Source organism: Bartonella sp. CB10SXKL (assembly GCF_042195515.1).
GTDB lineage: Bacteria > Pseudomonadota > Alphaproteobacteria > Rhizobiales > Rhizobiaceae > Bartonella.
Genome location: NZ_JBHION010000126.1, coordinates 343 through 584 on the forward strand (window position 1 = coordinate 343; position 242 = coordinate 584).

A 242-nucleotide genomic window follows, 5' to 3' on the forward strand; every position below is an offset into this window, starting at 1 on the left:
GAATCAACGTATTAAGGATGTTTCTCAGGGTATAGCACAGGATTCGTTATTGTGGAACAAGGATGATCATGCCTTTGTAGCCAAACACGGCAAAGAAGGAAGCAATAGTAAAATTAAGTTCCTTGCGGATGGAGAGATTTCTTCGAGTTCGACGGATGCAGTAGCAGGCAATCAGCTTCATACTCTAGGTAGCAGTGTTGCTCAGTATTTTGGCGGCGGAGCTAAGTATGAGAATGGCACAT

1 protein-coding gene is annotated in these 242 nt (G+C 43.8%); it reads left to right on the forward strand.

Annotated elements, in window-relative coordinates:
• Positions 1–242: hypothetical protein (locus ACFIK3_RS09800; protein WP_375676644.1), on the forward strand; the 242-nt coding region annotated here is incomplete at both ends.